This is a genomic window from Candidatus Pelagibacter communis (genome assembly GCF_001180185.1).
In the GTDB taxonomy this organism is placed as follows: domain Bacteria; phylum Pseudomonadota; class Alphaproteobacteria; order Pelagibacterales; family Pelagibacteraceae; genus Pelagibacter; species Pelagibacter ubique_F.
Map to the genome: position 1 here is coordinate 140,851 of NZ_CVSS01000051.1, position 16,361 is coordinate 157,211.

17 protein-coding genes and 1 tRNA gene are annotated in these 16,361 nt (G+C 29.1%); 7 read left to right on the top strand and 11 right to left on the bottom strand.

Annotated elements, in window-relative coordinates; translation table 11 throughout:
• Nucleotides 1–29 precede the first annotated feature (29 nt).
• The 5 genes from AMN95_RS05030 to AMN95_RS05050 all read right to left on the bottom strand — a co-directional run bounded on the left by AMN95_RS05030 (nt 30) and on the right by AMN95_RS05050 (nt 5,702).
• A complete protein-coding gene (locus AMN95_RS05030) occupies nt 30–941 on the bottom strand; it encodes a bifunctional enoyl-CoA hydratase/phosphate acetyltransferase (RefSeq protein ID WP_075522870.1) in 912 nt (303 codons plus the stop codon).
• A 1-nt stretch (nt 942) separates the two neighbouring features.
• Nucleotides 943–1,947, bottom strand: a complete 1,005-nt coding sequence (locus AMN95_RS05035) for an Ldh family oxidoreductase (protein ID WP_075522871.1) — start codon at nt 1,945–1,947, stop codon at nt 943–945.
• Between the two features lies 1 nt (nt 1,948).
• Nucleotides 1,949–3,874 carry an ABC transporter permease subunit gene (locus AMN95_RS05040; protein WP_075522872.1) on the bottom strand — a complete coding sequence of 642 codons (1,926 nt, stop codon included), beginning with the start codon at nt 3,872–3,874 and terminating at the stop codon, nt 1,949–1,951.
• Complete coding sequence (locus tag AMN95_RS05045) at nt 3,875–4,672, bottom strand: taurine ABC transporter ATP-binding protein (protein ID WP_075522873.1); 798 nt, start codon at nt 4,670–4,672, stop codon at nt 3,875–3,877. It abuts the gene before it with no gap.
• 88 nt (nt 4,673–4,760) lie between these two features.
• Nucleotides 4,761–5,702, bottom strand: coding sequence for an ABC transporter substrate-binding protein (locus tag AMN95_RS05050; RefSeq protein WP_075522874.1), 942 nt, complete (start codon nt 5,700–5,702; stop codon nt 4,761–4,763).
• Nucleotides 5,703–5,872: 170 nt separating this feature from the next.
• Here AMN95_RS05050 and AMN95_RS05055 point away from each other — a divergent pair, with 170 nt between their 5' ends.
• From AMN95_RS05055 to AMN95_RS05070, 4 genes are read left to right on the top strand one after another with little or no spacing between them, the layout of a single operon-like run.
• Nucleotides 5,873–7,219, top strand: coding sequence for an omega-aminotransferase AptA (locus tag AMN95_RS05055; RefSeq protein WP_075522875.1), 1,347 nt, complete (start codon nt 5,873–5,875; stop codon nt 7,217–7,219).
• A 7-nt stretch (nt 7,220–7,226) separates the two neighbouring features.
• Entirely contained in the window at nt 7,227–8,342 is a 1,116-nt protein-coding gene (gene ald / locus AMN95_RS05060) for an alanine dehydrogenase (protein WP_075522876.1), read from the top strand.
• Between the two features lie 2 nt (nt 8,343–8,344).
• Nucleotides 8,345–9,691 carry an NAD(P)/FAD-dependent oxidoreductase gene (locus tag AMN95_RS05065; RefSeq protein ID WP_075522877.1) on the top strand — a complete coding sequence of 449 codons (1,347 nt, stop codon included), beginning with the start codon at nt 8,345–8,347 and terminating at the stop codon, nt 9,689–9,691.
• A gap of 22 nt (nt 9,692–9,713) precedes the next feature.
• Nucleotides 9,714–10,436 carry an O-methyltransferase gene (locus tag AMN95_RS05070; RefSeq protein WP_075522878.1) on the top strand — a complete coding sequence of 241 codons (723 nt, stop codon included), beginning with the start codon at nt 9,714–9,716 and terminating at the stop codon, nt 10,434–10,436.
• 1 nt (nt 10,437) lies between these two features.
• Here AMN95_RS05070 and AMN95_RS05075 read toward each other — a convergent pair whose 3' ends face one another.
• The 3 genes from AMN95_RS05075 to AMN95_RS05085 all read right to left on the bottom strand — a co-directional run bounded on the left by AMN95_RS05075 (nt 10,438) and on the right by AMN95_RS05085 (nt 13,390).
• Entirely contained in the window at nt 10,438–11,448 is a 1,011-nt protein-coding gene (locus AMN95_RS05075; RefSeq protein ID WP_075522879.1) for a GDP-mannose 4,6-dehydratase, read from the bottom strand.
• A 70-nt stretch (nt 11,449–11,518) separates the two neighbouring features.
• Nucleotides 11,519–12,370 (bottom strand): bile acid:sodium symporter family protein, encoded by an 852-nt coding sequence (locus AMN95_RS05080; protein WP_075522880.1) that lies wholly within the window; start codon nt 12,368–12,370, stop codon nt 11,519–11,521.
• 42 nt (nt 12,371–12,412) lie between these two features.
• Nucleotides 12,413–13,390 (bottom strand): DeoR family transcriptional regulator, encoded by a 978-nt coding sequence (locus tag AMN95_RS05085; protein WP_082256673.1) that lies wholly within the window; start codon nt 13,388–13,390, stop codon nt 12,413–12,415.
• A 113-nt stretch (nt 13,391–13,503) separates the two neighbouring features.
• Between AMN95_RS05085 and AMN95_RS05090 the strand changes: the two genes are divergently transcribed.
• The 3 genes from AMN95_RS05090 (at nt 13,504) to AMN95_RS05100 (ending at nt 14,129) form a co-directional block, all read left to right on the top strand.
• On the top strand, nt 13,504–13,734 hold the full coding sequence (locus tag AMN95_RS05090; protein WP_075522882.1) for a hypothetical protein: 231 nt from the start codon (nt 13,504–13,506) through the stop codon (nt 13,732–13,734).
• A 38-nt stretch (nt 13,735–13,772) separates the two neighbouring features.
• On the top strand, nt 13,773–13,976 hold the full coding sequence (locus AMN95_RS05095) for a hypothetical protein (protein ID WP_075522883.1): 204 nt from the start codon (nt 13,773–13,775) through the stop codon (nt 13,974–13,976).
• Between the two features lie 76 nt (nt 13,977–14,052).
• Nucleotides 14,053–14,129 (top strand) — tRNA-Met (locus tag AMN95_RS05100).
• Between the two features lie 6 nt (nt 14,130–14,135).
• On the opposite strand, the gene AMN95_RS05105 is transcribed toward AMN95_RS05100, so the two are convergent.
• From AMN95_RS05105 to AMN95_RS05115, 3 genes are all read right to left on the bottom strand, one after another.
• The gene (locus AMN95_RS05105; protein WP_075522884.1) at nt 14,136–14,840 is read right to left on the bottom strand and encodes a sugar nucleotide-binding protein; all 705 of its coding nucleotides are present in this window, start codon (nt 14,838–14,840) and stop codon (nt 14,136–14,138) included.
• Between the two features lie 4 nt (nt 14,841–14,844).
• On the bottom strand, nt 14,845–15,714 hold the full coding sequence (gene rfbA / locus AMN95_RS05110) for a glucose-1-phosphate thymidylyltransferase RfbA (RefSeq protein ID WP_075522885.1): 870 nt from the start codon (nt 15,712–15,714) through the stop codon (nt 14,845–14,847).
• The coding region (locus AMN95_RS05115; protein ID WP_143323769.1) for a dTDP-glucose 4,6-dehydratase at nt 15,711–16,361 on the bottom strand (651 nt) is incomplete at its 5' end. The genes AMN95_RS05115 and rfbA, both read right to left, overlap by 4 nt.

Sequence of the window (16,361 nt, forward strand, 5' to 3'; positions counted from 1 at the left end):
GCAATTTCGATTTTATTGCAATCAAACAATTAATCTAATGCTACGACTGCTGCTGCAATCGATGCTAACCTTGCTTGAGCTTCATCAGAACGACTTGTAATTACAACTGGCACTTTACCACCTACAACAACACCAGCAGCACAAGCACCACAAAAATAAATTAACATTTTAACTAATCCATTACCCGTTTCTACACTTGGTACCAACAAAACATCAGCTAATCCAGCTACATCATTCTTAATCCCTTTAATAGCTGCAGATTTTTTTGAAATACTGTTGTCGAATGCTAATGGACCAAAAACATCAGCTTTTAAATTTTCTTTTTTTGCTAGTTTTGTAATTTCCTCAGCTTCTTGAGAACTTGGAACACTATCTAATACTTCTTCAGTAGCTGACAAAACTGCAACTTTGGGTTTTTCAATTCCAATCCTATTAGAAAAGTTGATAACATTTTTTAAAATATGCATCTTAGTTTTTACATTTGGTAAAACATTTAATGCACCGTCAGTGATGATTAGTGGTTTATCTGCTTTGTCTAAAGTCATATGCCAAATATGACTTAATCTAGTTTTTCCTAATAAATTATACTCTCTTTTCAGAACTTCTTTCATCAAAACATCAGTATGAATGTGTCCTTTAACAATAATTTTAATCTTTTCCTCACTCGCAAGTTTTGCAGCAATCGCTGCAGTATTATTTTCAACAGGCTCATGAATAATTTCATATTTTGAAATATCCCATTTTAAGTCTTCAGCACATTTTAAAATCTCTTTTTCATTTCCAATAAATATTGGCTCTATTAAACTTTCATTTACTGCATCTTGAACAGATATCATTGGTAATGGCTTGCCTGCATTTACAATACCTGCTTTGACACCTTTTTTCTTATATGCTGCGTTTAGTAAATTATTCGGTACAACAATCTCTTTATTAGATAGCATATTATTTTTTCAGAATTGTAAAATCTTTTTTAGTCATACTTGATATCTTAATTTCTTTTTTTGAATTTTTTTTAAACCTTTTATATTTATTTTGACCAGGATACATTATTTCTTTTACTCCTTTTATTTTAGGTAATCTTTTTATTCTATAAATATTTTCTTTTATTCTTTTATTATAATTTTTTACAAATAAATTTGTTTTAAATGTGATAAATAGATGTCCTATATTTTGAGGACCAGAAAAATCATCAAAAGGATCCTTTACCTTTCCTGAATGATTACCACCAGTGAATACACCACTTAAAATATCGACCATCCAAGCTAACCCCGAACCTCTGAACCCTGCTATTGGTAATTGAACTCCTTGAAGCGCTTTTTTAGCATCGGTGGTAGGTTTACCAAATTTATCTAAAGCTACGCCAAAAGGTATTTTTTGATTATTTCTTGATGCAACTCTAATTTTACCTCTATTAATCATTGAGATAGAAGTGTCCAATATAAAGGGTATCTTCGATCCAGTTGGTGTTCCAAAACAAATTGGGTTTGTTCCAAATAAACTTTTTATGGCTCCATGAGGAGCAACTGCTGGAGGAGCATTAGTATAAATCATTGTTATTAAATTTTTTTTAACGGCTTGTTCAGCGTAATACCCCGACAAACCATAATGACCACTATTTTTTACAGCTACTAAACCTATTCCAGTTTTTTTTGCATTTATGATCGCCCTTTTTATTGCAATATCAGCAGCAACAAAACCAATACTATCATTTGCATCAATGTATGAGATTGATTGAGATATTTTTTTAATTTTTATTTTAGGTTTTGGATTAATTACTTTTTTAGAAATTCGATCACAGTACATTTTTAGACGTGATAAACCATGTCCATATGCACCAACTAATTCAGCATTAATTAGTGCATTAGCTGATATTAATGCATGATTATTACTTAAACCATACTTCTTAAATATTTTTATTACTTCTTTCTTGAGATTTTGAGTTTTCAAACTAGCCTTTTCCACGCCATGGAATTGTTTTGTCAATTATTTTTCTCAGAGTTACATCAAACAACAATCCAAGCATTCCCATAATGAATATAGTTATCCAAATAACCTCGTATTGAAAATATTTCTTAGCAACATTTTCAACAAAACCAATACCTGTTGTTCCTGCTAAAAATTCTGCAGCCACCAAGGTTCCCCAACACATACCGACTGCTACTCTTATACCAGTAAGTATTTCTGGTAATGAATTTGGAAAAATTACATATCTTAATATTTGTTTTTTAGATGCCCCCAAAGAGTGAGCTGCATGAATTTTTGATAGTTGTGTTCCTGAAGCTCCTGCTCGAGCTGAAATTATCATTATCGATAAAGAAACCATAAATAATAAAAATACTTTTCCAGTATTATCAATTCCTAAAACTGAAATAATAAGAGGAGCCCATGCAAGAGGTGGAACTGGTCTATAAAGTTCAATTAAAGGATCAAAAAAACCTTTTGCAAATCTATTTAATCCCATAAACAAACCAAGTGGTACACCAATTAGTATTCCAAAAACTAAACCAAGAAAAACTCTTAAAAAAGAGTCCCAAATATGACCATAAGGAACAGGCACTTTTAATAACTTAAAGTCACCTGTTACAATTTTAAGAACTCCACCTTTAAAGTTTTGTTTAACTATTCCATCTTTAGTGTGTACAGGATATTCCCCTGGTAAAATATCTGCAATCCAGTCTGGTAAAATGAAGCCTATCATTTTACTTACATCAACCATTTGTATCCACAAAAGAGGAATATCTTTATAACCTACACTAGGTTTTGACATTAATATAAATTTATTGAAAGTATCAGATGGTTTAGGCAACCATCTACCCGAACCTTGTTCTGAACAACTTGGACCACTTGCAACTATTGTTCCAGCTGGGAATAGAAATATATCAATAAATCTAAGTCCTCCCTGAGCATCTTTTTGTGCATTATCAAATTTAATAATTGCTGCTTGCATCTTATCAAGAGTATTTGGAGGATAGATACTCGCAAATTCTATTCTTCTAGCAATTTTAACAATATTCTTTGCGTATGTTGAAGCTAGTTCCTCATTATCATTTAATTCTTTTCTATAAGATTTAATTTCATCTTTTAGTTCTTTAATCTTACTTTTAAATTGAGGATTATGATTTCTTAACTTAAAAAATTCCTCACTTATTAAATTTAGTTCTTGGGCTGCAGTATGAAATTTTAAACCTCTAAACGTTGCAGGCACTAAAGGTACCTCTAAAGTATTTTCAATAGAACCTGAACCCGCATCAACTTTAGTAATACCCCAACCACCTTCTTCAGCTACAGCCTTTAGCCTTTTATTGAGTTCTTGTTCAGTTTCGAATGGATAATCAGGTTTTTGAAAATCCTCAGTTAAAAGATTAATTTTTCCAGTAATATCGTTTATTTTTTGTTTAGTTTCATTTTCTAGCAAATCTTCATTTGTAAGCAATGGGATAAGTTGATTAGTTTTAATAATATAACTAATTAGTATTGTTTTTTGCTGACTATTAAGATCTTCAGAATTTTGAATTTCATTTTGAATTATTTTTAGATTTTTATTTTCTTTTTTTATTTGAGAAGTGCTTTTGAACTCTCTTTCCTCTATTGGAAATTGATATTTTAATCCAAGCAAAGAATCATTAACTTTTGCAACTTGACATAGCTCATTAGCAGATTTTGGGTAAAATCCTTTAGCAATATCCCATGAATAATATAGCCAGATTAAAAGTAAAAAACTACTTCCAACAATTACCCAGTGAGTACCACCTAAAGCCCTCTCAGGATTTCCAAATACTGCATCAACTTTTTCAGTCTTAATCAATCTTCTTCCATAAAGAATACAACCGACTACAGCAAAAAATATTAAAAAAGTTATAATTTGAGTTAACATTTAATTTTCTTTTCCCATAATTTCCTCTTCCATATTCCAAATCATTTCAAGAATTTCCTCTCGTTTCTGGGAAAATTCTTTATTTTTTTTGATTTCTCGAAGATCTTCTTTTAATCCCATCGAGGCAAAAGGAAGATTATATTCTTTATGTATTCTTCCGGGTCTTGGAGCCATAACATATAGTCTTTCGCCTAGTAAAAGAGCTTCTTCAACAGAATGAGTAATTAAGATAATTGTCTTACCAGTTTCTTTCCAAATTTTTAAAACTAAAGACTGCATTTTTTCTCTAGTAAGGGCATCGAGAGCACCTAAAGGTTCATCCATTAATATAAGATCTGGATCATTAATTAAACATCTTGCTAAGGCAACCCTTTGCTGCATTCCTCCAGATAATTGATAAGTAGGAGTATTTCCAAATCCTTTTAAACCAACAATCTCTAACCATTCATCAACTTTTTTTTGAGTTTGAATTGGATCCTCTTTTTTCATTCTTAATCCAAAGTTTACATTTTCAGCAACAGTCAACCACTCAAATAAAGCGCCTTGTTGGAAAACCATTCCTCTTTCAACTCCAGGTCCATCTATTTCTTTATTATTTAAAGTAATACTTCCAGAAGTTGGTCTGATAAAACCTGCTGTAATATTGAGTAATGTAGTCTTTCCACACCCTGATGGTCCAAGTACAGTTAAAAGCTCTCCTTTTTTCAGAGTGAAATTTAGATCTTTTAAAGCATGAACAGTTTCTCCTTTAGGAGTTTTAAAAATCATGTTTAGATTTTGTGAAATCAAATCACTCATAAAGAAGCTTTATATTTGAATTTTTAATAAAAAAATAGGCACCAATTTATTACAATTGGCGCCTATTAAAATTTAAATTACCCTTAGATTATAAAGGTAAGAAACTAGTATCTACGTTTCCTCTTGGTGTCCCCATTCCTTTTAAGAATGCATCAAGATTTCCACTTTCCATAGACTGCTTAGTTTCCTCAGGTGTTAGAAATTTAAAGCCACTTAAAGTTTCTTTCATATCAGCAACTTTCATTTCTGAAGCTTTAGACATTGAGTTCATGTCACTTTTACCATTTCTATATCTTTCATTAGCTTCATGAGTTACTTCAATAAAAGTTCTTAACATACCTGGATTTTCCTTCATAAACTTTGTAGTTACTGAAGTGATATCAATACCAAGGATACCAGCATCTCTAGCTTCTTGAACTGTAAGTAATCTAGATCCAACTGCTGTTGCAGCTTTAATAGAATTACCACCAAATAAACATGCCATAACAACATCACCACTGACTAAAGCAGCAGCACCTTCTTCAGGGTCCATTTGAATAATATCCATTTTTTTTCTATCAGCACCAACAACTTTCATACTTTCATCAAAAACGTATTCAGCCATTGTTCCTAGTGGAACAGCAACTTTCTTACCTTCTAATTCAGTTGCATTTGCTTTTGTAATACCAGAGGCATTAGACGTTACACAAGTTGTACCACCCATTCCGTATTCCATAGCAATATCTACAAGTTTGATAGGAGCCTTAGATTTTACAGCATTAATGAAAGGAACTAAACCTTGTGAGTAAGAGATATCAATATCTCCTGCTAACATGGCATCCGTCATAGCACCACCGTTAGTAAAATTTGTCCACTTAACCGGAACTCCTAGAGCTTTAGCGAAGTTTTTCTTCATCATGTCCTCTAGATTTGGACTTGGCCATTCTAGAAAGTATGCAACTCTAACTTCATTCGCAGCTGAATTAGCAACTGAAATTGAAAGATTAAGAGCTACAAAACATCCAAGAATAAAACTAATTATTTTTTTCATTTATTCCTCTTTGTTGATTATTTATATGTTCTAAGTTTAAGATTAATTTAGTGTAGATGTAAAACAAAAAAGTGTTAAATTTAGATACAACTTTTAGTTGTGACATTATTTTGGTGGTTAATTATACTCATTTAGTCTAAGAATTCTTAACACTTAAAAATTTAAAAATTATGAGCTCAGAAAAAAGAACATCAGTACCTAATTCACTTAATGAACATTGGATGCCATTTACATCTAATAAGGATTTTAAAGAAAATCCAAAATTAATTGTTGAGGCAAAAGGTGTTTATTTAAAAAACCATCATGGCAAAACACAAATTGATGCTAGCTCAGGATTATTTTGTAATCCGTTAGGACATGGAAGAAAAGAGATTATAGACGCAATAACAAATCAATTAAATACTCTTGATTATTGCCAGCCATTTCAACAAGGTTTTGGTGGATCATTTGAATTGGCAACAAGAATTTCTAAACATACACCAGGAAACTTAAATAAAATTTTTTACACGATATGTGGATCTACAGCAGTTGAGACGGCAATTAAAATTAGTATTGCTTACCACAAAGCGAGAGGTGAGGGGCAAAGATTTAGATTTGTTGGAAGAGAACGTGCTTATCACGGTATGAATATTGGAGCAACATCAGTAGGTGGTATGATCAATAATGTTAAAGCATATGCGAGTGTATTAATGCCAGGTGTCGTTCACATGAGACATACGCACTTAGATGAACATAAATATATTTCTGGACAACCTGAGACAGGAGCAGAAATTGCAAATGATTTAGAGAGAATTTGTAATAATTTTGGATCTGAAAATATTGCAGCTTGTATTGTAGAACCTATTGCTGGTTCAACAGGAACTTTAGTGCCACCAGTTGGATATTTACAAAGACTAAGAGAACTTTGTGACAAACATAAAATTCTTTTAATTTTTGATGAAGTTATTACTGGTTGGGGAAGAACTGGTTCAGCTTTTGGAGCTCAAGAGTTTGGTGTTACACCTGACATAATGACAATGGCAAAAGCAACAACCAATGGAATAGTTCCATTTGGAGTAGTTGCCTGTAAAGAGGAAATTTATGATGCTGTGATGGATAATTCGCCAAAAGGTGCAATAGAATTATTTCATGGATATACTTATTCTGGTATTCCAGTTTCAGTAGCGGCAGCGTTAGCAGTTCAGGATATATTTGAAAAAGAGGATATTTTTAACAGAGCAAAAGAGCTTGCTCCTTATTTCCAAGAAGGTCTATTTTCTCTTAAAGATATAGATGTTGTTGATAATATAAGAGGTTATGGAATGATGGGGGGCATAGATATCAAAACTGATGGAAGACCAGGTAAAGCAGGTTTAGCTACTTTTAAACATTGTTACGATGCAGGTGTAAATTTCAAAGCTACTGGTGATTGTTTAATAATTGCGCCAATGTTTATTTGTGAGAAGAAACATATTGATGAAATTATTGAAAAACTTCGGACTGGAATAACTAATTACGCTAAAAGTAAAAAAAATTAATTCGTTGATGAGAATTGGCGTACCTAAAGAAATAAAACCTCAAGAAAATAGAATCGGCCTTACACCAGATAGTGTAAAAACTCTTGTTTCAGAGGGTCATGAAGTTTTAATTGAAAATAATGGAGGTTATGAAGCAGGTTTTGACAATGATCAATACAAAAATGCTGGAGCAAAAATTATAGAAAAAGCATCAGATATTTTTAATGATGCTGAAATAATTGTAAAAGTTAAAGAACCTCAAAAAGTTGAGGTTGAAATGATTAGAGAAAATCAAATTGTTTATACCTATTTACATCTAGCTGCTGCAAAAGAATTAACAGAGGGTTTGGTAAAATCAAAAAGTATTAATATTGCCTATGAAACCATTACGGATGACAATGGACGACTTCCTTTACTGGCACCTATGAGTGCTGTAGCTGGACGTATGTCAGTTCAAGCAGGAGCACATTGTTTAGAAAAAAACCAAAAAGGTAGAGGTGTATTGTTAGGAGGAGCACCTGGAGGTGAGCCTGCAAATGTATTAATTTTAGGTGGAGGTGTTGTAGGTGAAAATGCTGCAACTATAGCAACTGGTATGAAGGCGAAAGTTCATGTTGTAGATAAATCAGAGGCAAGATTAAATCAATTAGTTGAAATGTTTGGAGATAAAATTATTCCAGAACAGAGTGACAAAATAGATTTAAAAAAGTTAGTAGCTGAAGCAGATTTAATAGTAGGTGGAGTTTTAATTCCTGGAGCAGAAGCTCCAAAATTAGTTACTAAAGATATGTTAAAATTAATGAAAAGAGGTTCAGTAATTGTTGATGTTGCAATTGATCAAGGTGGATGTGTAGAAACAAGTAAACCAACGACTTTTAATGATCCAACTTTTATAGTAGATAATGTCGTTCATTATTGTGTAGCCAATATGCCAGGCGGAGTTCCAAGAACCTCTACAATAGCATTAAATAAAGCAACACTTCCTTATTTGGTAAAATTAGCTAATAGAGGTTATCAAAAGGCTCTTGGAGAAGATAAAAATTTTCTAGCTGGATTAAATATTCATAAAGGACATGTGACCTATAAAGCTGTTGCTGATGCTTTTGGACATGAATTCGTAGAGCCTTTATCTATAATAAAATAAAAATGAAAAATATCTATCATTCAGATATTTATAAATTTGAAAAACCAGTAAATAGTTATTGGGAAGATACAACAAAAGAAAATTTTAATTTAAATAAATTAACTAAAGATATTAATTCTGAAGTAGCAATTATTGGTGGAGGTTATACAGGTTTATTATGTGCTATAAATTTAATTGAAAATTATAATTTAGATGTAGTTTTACTTGAAGCAGGAAAAGTAGGATGGGGTGCTTCATCACGTAATGGAGGTTTTTGTGCATTTCCACCTACAAAAACAAATTTTAAAAATCTACAGAAAATTTATGGAAAAGATGAAACAAAAAAATTTTTTAAAAATTCTGTTGAGGGATCAAATTATACTAAGAATATAATTAAAGATTATAATATTGATTGTGACGTTACCGGCGACTCCAATTTTATTTTGGCTCACCACCCAAATAAATTTAAACAAATTAAGGAGCAAGCTGAAATATATCAAAGTGTATTTGGTATTGAAACTGAACTTTATTCTAAAGAAGAGTTTGATAAAATTGGTCACACAGGAACCGAGCAATATGGAGCCCTTTCATATAAACCTGGTTTTGCAATAAATCCCTTAAAATTTGTAAATGGAATCGCGAGGTATGCCTTATCTAAAAAATTGAAAATATATGATCATTCTTTAGTAATTAAAATTCAAAAAAATAACAACTCTTATACTTTGAGAACCAGTGAGGGATCTGTTAATACAAAAAAAATTGTAGTTGCAACCAATGGATTTTATCAAGAAGGCTTAGTGCCCCAAATGAATTCAAGAATTTTGCCAGTAATTTCAAATATTATAGTAACTAGAAAATTATCAAAAGATGAAATTGATTTACATAATTTTAAAACTTATTCACCGATAATGAATACTAAAAATCTTTTATATTATTATAGAAAGTTACCTGATAATCGTATTTTATTTGGCACAAGAGGTGATTTTATTGGAAGTGACCAATCTAATTTTAATAGATCAAAAAAAATGGAAAAATTTTTTAAAAATATTTTTCCAAATTGGTCTAAAATCTCAATTGATTATAGTTGGCGAGGATTTATCGCCATGTCGCAAAAATTAAGTCCTTCTATAGGAAAGATTGATAATGAAGAAATATATTATGGATTTGGATATCATGGTGTAGGAGTAAGTTCAGCCCCATGGACTGGTAAGCAACTTTCAAAATTAGTTTTTTCTTCTAACAGCAAAGATCTTAATATTTCAAAAATTTATAAAGGTTTACCTAAAAAGTTTATTTTTCCAAGGTTAAGAGTATTCTATTTCAGACTAGCTGTTTTATTTTATAATATTAAAGATAAATTAAATATTTAAATAATTTTTTGTTTAATCAAATATGGCAAATAATTTTGATAATGCTCTACCTAATATTAAAAAACACTTTTTAGAAATTTTTAAAGTCTGTGATAAAAAATTCGTTAATGGATGTGGTTCATATTTATTTGATGGCAAAACATATGAGTATTTAATTGATAATTATGAAAAACAAAAATTATTGTTTGATAAATCAATAGATAAACAAGAGGTTCTTGAAATTGGTACATATATGGGCCACTCGGCATTAATAATGCTTTCAGCAAATCCAAAATTAAATTTAACGACAATTGATATAGATGATAGTTTTTCTAGAATTTCGATTGAATATTTAAAAAAGGTTTTTCCAAATTCTAATATTCAATTTTTACATGGTGACAGCATTTCTATTTTAAAAAGATTAGATAAAAAATTTGATTTTTTTCACATAGATGGCTCTCATAAGAACAAGACAATTACTAAAGAATTTAATTTTTGTAAAAAATTTGTAAGTTCTAGGGATTTTCAAATTGTTTTTGATGATGATATTACATGTAAAACTTTAATTTCAAATATCATATCCTCATACAATATTGTTGAAAAAAAATCAAAAGGACATGGCTGGGTTACAAACTTATATCTTAAAATTGATTTACCAAATAATAAATTAAAGTTAATTTTTATAAATATAAAATTTAACTTAAAAAATTATGTAAAGTATATTATTTCAAAAATAAATAAAATTATTAGTTTTAAAAAAATATAGATTAAATCTTATAATAAGAACGATACCAATTAATAAATTTTTTAATTCCTACTTTATAATTAGTTTTTGGATTATACCCCGTAATTTTTTTTAACAGAGAGCAATCAGAAAAAGTAGAGTGAACATCACCCTTTTGCATAGGTAAATAATTACGTTTAATTTTTTTATTTAATTCCTTTTGGAGTGTATTAATAAAACTTAGAAGATATATTTTTTTTGTATTGCCAATATTTAAAATTCTAAAAGGAGCTACAGGGGACAAGCTATCATTCTTGAATTTTTTTTTTGAGCTTAATGAGGGTGGTTTATTTAATAATCTGTAAATCCCATCTACAATATCATCAATATATGTGTAATCTCTGTACATTTTACCTTTATTATAAATATCGATTTTTTGACCTGCTAAAATATTTTTTGTAAACTTAAAGTAAGCCATATCTGGTCTTCCATAAGGCCCATATACAGTAAAAAATCTTAACATAGTTATGGGCAGTTCCCATAAGCTAGAATAGCAATGAGCTAAATTTTCCACAGATTTTTTGGTCGCTGCATAAAAACTAATTTGATGATCTGTTTTATCTTTTTCTTGAAAGGGAAATTTTTTATTTGATCCATAAACTGAGGAGCTCGAACTTATTATTAAATGATTAATTTTAATTTTGCTCGCTATTTTCAAAATATTAAAAGTACCTACAATATTAGAATTTAAGGTAGTCTCAGGTTTTTTAATGCTGTACCTTACTCCAGCTTGAGCTGCTAAGTGGAGAATAATTTGAGGATTAAATTTTTTAACACTTTTAAGCAAAGTTTGCTCATTTTCAATTTTACCTTTAGTAAAAGAAAAATTTCTATATTTTCTTAATATATTCAATCGAGATTTTTTTAAATTCACATCGTAATAATTATTCATAGAGTCAAAACCATGAACCTTAATTCCTTTGTCTAAAAATTTTTTTGCTGTGTGAAAACCAATAAATCCTGAAGATCCAGTTATAAATATTTTAGATTTCATTTAATTATTTCTTTATTATAACATCCATGTGAATAAAGAAATTCCAAAAAGTAAAAAGTTATAATAATAATTAAGATCTATATTTAAGGAAAAATACAAATAGAACAGAAGTCATCATCATAATCAGAGCATAAGCTGCGGTTGGCACCATATAAATCATGTTTTGACCAAACAATTGAGTTCCAACAAATACAGCTAAAGTTCCATTTTGCAATCCACATTCAAGAGAAATACACCTTCGTTGAGCAACATTTGAAGCAAAAATTTTTGCAATATAAAATCCTATAATCATCATGGAAATGTTAAGAATTAAAGCAATAGTACCTGCAGTAGTTAAGAACATAATTATACTATCCCATTCTTGAATATAGATGGCAATAAAAACAATTGAAAATAATCCAATTGATATTTTTTCAATAATTTTAATATTTCTCTCAATGAAATCACTAAATAATTTTCTCAAAATCATTCCAATAATTACTGGGACTGTTACTACAAAAAACATTTTTAATGATATACCTAGCATTGAGACTTCTTTTTCAACATAATTAATATCAAATAAATCTATTGACAAAAAAACTATATATGGAACGGAAACAATACTTATTAAACTAGTAAAAGCCGTAAGAGATATAGAAAGTGCAACATCTCCATCTGCAAATTTAGTTAGGACATTTGAAGTTACACCTCCAGGTGCAGCTGCAATTAACATAACTCCCAAAGCTAACTCTATTGGGGTTCTTAAAATAATTATTAAAAGATATCCTATAATTGGAAGAACAATCAATTGACAAATTAAACCAACAAAAAATTCTTTTGGATGTTGAAAAACTCTTGTAAAATCTTTCACCGTCAAAGACGCACCAAGCCCCAACATTATAATTGCTAGTGCAAACGGTGCTATTGTTGTTACTATACCCATGACCCCCATTGTATATTGCAACGTGTATAATCTAATTTAGATTTATGAAATTACAAGAAGATTTAAGATTTTTCGAATAAATTTAGCTTTGTATCTAAAAATTTCTGTCTGATAGGGTAAAATTTTTCTAAAATTCATAGATGTCAAAACATACTGTTTTTTTTCATTCATCTTAATTAGGTCCTCTTTAATCAAATACTTACATTTTCTGATTATTGTTGCTCGAGGAATTTCTGTCATATCAGAAATTGACATTGCACTTATACCTGAATTTGTTCCTAGATTTTCTATTAGGATGTTATTGGTAGTAAAATAATCTAGTGAAGGTTTTTGATTATCTGTAGACAATTGTTTTTTAACATTTAAAGCTTGATTCATGCAAATTGTTCCCCAAATATGAAATGTAACTAAATCTTGAAAAAATTTGTGATATCCAATAATCAATGGTATTTGCATTCTATAAAACCATCTCCATGATAATGTAAATCTTTTTTTGATAATATTTTCAATTGTTTTTTGATCAAGTTTTTTTGAATAAATTTTCTCTTTATTTAAAATTTTATAAACTAAGTAAATATATTTTGATGATAATTTAATTTGACTCACAGGCTTAACAAAAGGAAATGCTTTTCTATCAATAAGGATTTTTTTTTTACTACGAGTTATTACCCCTTCTTTTTCAAGCTCTAAAATTTTTCTTCTTACAGTTTCCTTAGGTAAATCTAATTTTTCACAAAGCTCAGTAATACTAAATTTTTCAATCTGCAGGTATGTTTTTGCGTAATATTCATCATAACTATATTGAACATTCATTTGATCATAAAATTGAAGAGTTTTTTCAATTAAAGAAATTACAATCATATATTTGTAGTGATCATGGAATGACGCATAAACACTATTCATCCAATTCCATTGATGAAATATCCAATCCTTACTCAGATCTGAGTAATTAGACATTATCGAGTCGTATACTTGGTCATCGGTGAGGGTCTTAGAAAAATCTATCTCTTGAATATTCATAAAAATTAATTTCTATTAATAGAAACCCAATTTGGACAGTTGTCAAATAATAAGTGACCCAATCTGAACTATAGGTGTTTTGTCTCCTAATCAATACTGTGATTAGTTAGACTATGACTAAAAAAGGCTTTGATGCGGAAATATCTTTAGATAACACCCCCAATTTTAAAGAAATTGCTGATAAGCCTTTAGAAATTGAGGAAAATCAAATCAAAAAAGTTGATATCAACGTTTTAAAAGCAAGAGCTCAAGCAATTAAAGATAAAGAAAACAGAAAAAATATTTCCATATTTGTTTTTTTTCTGATTGTCATAGGTGCTGCTGGTATTTATTTATCAATTTAAAATTTGAAAAATTCTAACTTTAATGATCTAATAGATTTGTGAAAAATACATTCTCATCAATTACAGACAAACTCGTCGCTAAATATAAAGAGCCTGTAGGTGATGAAAATATTAAATCTACAAATATAAATGTTTTATTGAATAGAGTAAAACAAGATCGAAAAAAAGAGGGTAGAAAAAAATTATTGTTTACTGCCGCAACTTCATTAGGTGTTGTTTTATTTGGTATTTTAGTATTTTAATTTAATACAATCTTTGAAATAATCATAAACTCATTTGCAACACTTTTTAAAAGTAGTATAAACCGTTAATTGAGTTGGCGGGGTAGCTCAGTTGGTTAGAGCGCGGGACTCATAAGCCCGAGGTCAGTGGTTCGATCCCACTTCCCGCTACCATAAATTTTATAAAATTTTTTTTAATTTATCTAGACTCATATCTTGTCTTAAGGGATATTTGTTTGTTTTCTTTATAACAACTTTCTCAATTTTTTGATTGTATGATTTTGCAAAATTATATATTGACTGAGGTTTTCCACCAATATTTAATATTCCTTTTTGATTGATTATTTTTGGTAGAATTTCAACTAAATCTTCATGAAACATATAATTGGAAATAAGGTTAGAAAAAGCTTTTTTGTGTATAAAAGGTTTTTCAGTCATAGTTATTCTTAAAATAAGTGAATTTTTATACATTAAAACTGAACACTCCCCTCCAAGTTTTGATAAACCATAATTGTTAAAAGGTTTAACTGGATCTGTTTCTTTATAATTCCCTTTTACTCCTTCGTATACATATCCTGTAGAGAAATAAATCATCTTAATATTTGACTCACTACAAACTTTAACTAAGTTCGCAGTTCCAATTATATTCAAATCGATACTTTTTTTTATATTAATCTCATGAGATTTCATCGGTCTCGATAAACCAGCGGTATGTAAAATAATATCTGGTTTAATCTTTTTAATAATCTTTTTTATATTTTCAATTTTGAGAATATTACATTCTTTTTTAGATACAAAAAAAAGATTTAATTTTCTATTTTTTTCTTTTAATATTCTAGCAAATCTTCCATCACCACCTGTAACTAAAATTTTTTTTTTAGACATATTTTTACGAGATAAGATTATTTAAATATTTAGAATAATCACATTTACCATAAAATTTGATTGATTCTTTAATTTGTTTTTTACTTATCCATCTTTTATTTAATGAAATTTCCTCTAAACAAGCAATTTTAAATCCTTGTCTATTCTCAATTGATGATACAAAATTTGAAGTCTTGTAAAAATCATCAATGGAACCTGTATCTAACCAAGCACCTCCTCTTCCAATTAAATCAGCTGATAGTTGATTTTTCCTTTTATAAATATTTAATAAATCGACAATTTCTAATTCACCTCTTTTGGAAGGTTTTAATTTTTTTGCATATTCAACTACTTTATTATCAAAAAAATAAAGTCCTGTGATTGCAAGGTCTGAAATAAATGTTTTTGGTTTTTCCTTAATTTGAATTATCTTATTTCTTTTATTTGTTTTTGCTACACCAAAAGACTCTGGTTTCAGAACCTTGTATAAAACTACTTTTGCCCCCTTTTTAAGTTGGGTATTTTGTATTAAACTTTTCGTAAGATTTTGACCATAAAAAAAGTTATCACCTAAAATCATTGCAACATTTTTTTTTTCAATAAATTTTTCACCCAGTATGAACGCATCAGGTAATCCTTTAGGCTTACTTTGTTCTTTATAAGTTATTTTAATCCCAAGATTATCTCCATTAGGTAAAATTTTTTTATATTGGCTCAATTCCCCTTTATTAACAATAATAAGGATGTCCTTAATATTTGCTAACATTAATATTGATAAAGGATAAAAAATTAGAGGCTTATCATAAATTGGCAATAACTGTTTATTTACAGCTTTTGTTAAAGGGCTCATACGCGTCCCTTTACCTCCAGCTAATATAATACCTTTTTTAATCATTTATTACCTAATCTTTTTATAATATCTCTTTTAGAAAATGATTTATAGTAAGACTTATTATTTAAATACCAATCAAATGTTAATTTAATACCTTTTTTAAAACTTGTTTTGGGAACCCAACCTAATTTTTTTTTGATTTTATTACTGTTCAAGGCATATCTTATATCGTGTCCAGGTCTATCTTTAATAAAATTAATCTTAATTTTATTTCCCAATTCAATTATTTTTTTGGCATTTTTTAACAGTTCATATGTCACTTCTAAATTACTTAAATTTTTATTAGAGCCAATATTATAAAATTCACCAGATTTACCCTTCAAAAAAACTTTTATTAATGCTTCACAATGATCTTTAACATAAATCCACTCTCTTGAATTTCTTCCTTTTCCATAAATTGGTAATGGTTTGTTATGAATAATATTGTAAATTAATTTTGGTATGAGTTTTTCAGGATGTTGTTTAGGCCCAAAATTATTTGAGCAATTTGTAACTATTGCTTGTAAATTATAAGTTCTAACATATGAGCTAATTAAATGATCTGATGCTGCTTTACTAGCAGCATAAGGAGAACTTGGATTGTAAGAATATTTTTCATCTGATCTACCAGTTAATACATCGCCATATACTTCATCAGTAGATATATGAAT

Coding starts and splice junctions, on each gene's coding strand:
- AMN95_RS05045 (WP_075522873.1), bottom strand. CDS start 4,672: ATGAGTGATTTGATTTCACAAAATCTAAACATGATTTTTAAAACTCCT.
- AMN95_RS05070 (WP_075522878.1), top strand. CDS start 9,714: ATGGCAAATAATTTTGATAATGCTCTACCTAATATTAAAAAACACTTT.
- AMN95_RS05090 (WP_075522882.1), top strand. CDS start 13,504: ATGACTAAAAAAGGCTTTGATGCGGAAATATCTTTAGATAACACCCCC.
- AMN95_RS05040 (WP_075522872.1), bottom strand. CDS start 3,874: ATGTTAACTCAAATTATAACTTTTTTAATATTTTTTGCTGTAGTCGGT.
- AMN95_RS05105 (WP_075522884.1), bottom strand. CDS start 14,840: ATGTCTAAAAAAAAAATTTTAGTTACAGGTGGTGATGGAAGATTTGCT.
- AMN95_RS05080 (WP_075522880.1), bottom strand. CDS start 12,370: ATGGGTATAGTAACAACAATAGCACCGTTTGCACTAGCAATTATAATG.
- AMN95_RS05065 (WP_075522877.1), top strand. CDS start 8,345: ATGAAAAATATCTATCATTCAGATATTTATAAATTTGAAAAACCAGTA.
- AMN95_RS05050 (WP_075522874.1), bottom strand. CDS start 5,702: ATGAAAAAAATAATTAGTTTTATTCTTGGATGTTTTGTAGCTCTTAAT.
- AMN95_RS05085 (WP_082256673.1), bottom strand. CDS start 13,390: ATGAATATTCAAGAGATAGATTTTTCTAAGACCCTCACCGATGACCAA.
- rfbA (WP_075522885.1), bottom strand. CDS start 15,714: ATGATTAAAAAAGGTATTATATTAGCTGGAGGTAAAGGGACGCGTATG.
- AMN95_RS05075 (WP_075522879.1), bottom strand. CDS start 11,448: ATGAAATCTAAAATATTTATAACTGGATCTTCAGGATTTATTGGTTTT.
- ald (WP_075522876.1), top strand. CDS start 7,227: ATGAGAATTGGCGTACCTAAAGAAATAAAACCTCAAGAAAATAGAATC.
- AMN95_RS05030 (WP_075522870.1), bottom strand. CDS start 941: ATGCTATCTAATAAAGAGATTGTTGTACCGAATAATTTACTAAACGCA.
- AMN95_RS05055 (WP_075522875.1), top strand. CDS start 5,873: ATGAGCTCAGAAAAAAGAACATCAGTACCTAATTCACTTAATGAACAT.